Origin of the sequence: Phenylobacterium sp., assembly GCF_031412415.1 — a bacterium.
Taxonomy (GTDB): Bacteria; Pseudomonadota; Alphaproteobacteria; order Caulobacterales; family Caulobacteraceae; genus Phenylobacterium.
Genome location: NZ_JANOCX010000057.1, coordinates 1 through 1,819, shown reverse-complemented (window position 1 = coordinate 1,819; position 1,819 = coordinate 1). Strand labels below are relative to the sequence as shown.

The window sequence follows — 1,819 nt, the reverse complement described above, 5'->3', positions numbered from 1 at the left end:
TCTTCCTGCCGTCGGATCAAGAGGCGGGGGCGCATCAGGCCGAACTGCGCGCCGCGATCAGGGACGGACGCGCGGAGGATACGCGCTGGCATCGCCATAAGAGCGGCGCCCGGTTCTGGGCCAACGGGGTCACCATGCGGCTCAGGGATAAGCCGCTGTTGCTCAAGATCATGCGTGATGAGACGCCGACCAAGCTGGCCGACGATCAACGGATCCTGTTGTTGAACGAGCTGAACCACCGCATCAAGAACACGCTGACGACAGTGCAGTCGATCGTCGATCAAACGCTGCGCGCCGCCGCAGTGGACGGGGATGTCCGGACAAGCCTGACCGAGCGGCTCCTGGCCTTGTCCAAGGCCCATAACATCCTCGTGGACGAGAGCTGGGCGGGTGCGGATCTTGGCGCCATCCTGGACTCGCTGGTCGCGGCCCAGGCGCCGGGACGCTTCACGCTCGATGGGCCAGACGTGCGGCTGAGCGCCACCCAGGCCGTACCCCTGTCGCTGGCGCTGCACGAGCTGGCGACAAACGCCATCAAGTATGGGGCGCTGTCGGCAGGCGAGGATGGGCGCGTGCGCCTGCACTGGAACATCGCCCTCAATGGCCAAGGCGCACGACACCTTACCTTCCTGTGGGAGGAGACGGGCGGACCCCTGGTCCAACCGCCGGTGCGGCAGGGCTTCGGCACTCGGCTGCTGTCTCGCATCTTCGCCCCGGCCGGCGGCACGGTGACGCTGGCCTATCCGCCGACGGGCGTGCGGTGCGCGATTGGCCTGCCGCTTTCGTCTGCGGATGAACTTCGGCCCTTCGAAAACGCCGGCGATGTTCGCCTGCCTACCTGACAGCCAAGTGGGAGCTCCTGGTCGAGCGGGGGGCAGGGCATGGCCTCATGCCGCCTCGACGTGCGCCCCGATTGCGATGGCTCGGGGGCGGTGTCGGGGCCAGGCCTCACGACCAACCTCAGATTGGGCCGCGCGCTGCGTAGCGGCGTCGGCTTCGCCGGGAACAAAATCGTCTAGGCGCTCGCTATGGCGTGGCACATTTTGGCCGCAAGCATCCCGGCCATGGTTTGAGTGGAGGACGACGATTTGGACCCGGCTTCGTTCGCCGATTTTCAAGCCCTTTTCGAAGCCTCGCCGACCCCCCTGATGGTCGTGCGGCCGCCCCATTGGACGATTGTCGCGGCGAACGAAGCCCGGCTGCAGGTGACCGGCTCCACCCGTGAGGAACAGGTCGGCCGGCGGCTGTTCGACCTGTTTCCCGACGACCCGGAAGACCCGCAGGCCGACGGCGTCAGCAATCTCACCGCCTCGTTCGAGCGGGTGCTGGCCACGAAATCCGCCGACGCCATGGCCGTCCAGCGCTATGCGGTCCGAGGCCCAGACGGTCGGTTCGTCGAGCGATGGTGGAGCCCCGTGAACTCCCCCGTGTTCGATGCGGATGGCGAGGTGAGCTTCATCCTGCACAGCGTCGAAGACGTGACCGAGATCGTGCGCCTGCGCGGCGACGCGGCCGCCCGCGACCAGGCGGCCGGCGACCAGCAGGCCGTGATCGATCGGCTCCGAGCCTCCGAAGCTGCGCTGCGCGACAGCGAGACGCGCTTCCGCCACATGGCCGACAGCGCGCCGGTGATGATGTGGGTGACCGATCCGAGCGGGCATTGCACCTATCTCAACGCGCGGTGGTACGCGTTCACGGGGCAGGCGCCCGGCGCCGGCGAAGGCCTGGGGTGGATCGACGCGGTTCATCCCGACGACCGGCCGATCGCGGAGGAAGCCTTCCTATCGGCCAACGCCGATCAACGGGACTATCAGGTGGA

The 1,819-nt window shown here is 67.6% G+C and carries 2 protein-coding genes; both read left to right on the top strand.

Translation table 11 applies throughout. The annotated features are described in order from the left end of the window. The coding region (locus RMO04_RS02760; protein ID WP_309643267.1) for a sensor histidine kinase at window positions 1–842 on the top strand (842 nt) is incomplete at its 5' end. 246 nt (window positions 843–1,088) lie between these two features. Beyond that, window positions 1,089–1,819 (top strand): PAS domain-containing protein (locus RMO04_RS02755; RefSeq protein WP_309643266.1); only part of this gene is annotated, 731 nt, incomplete at its 3' end.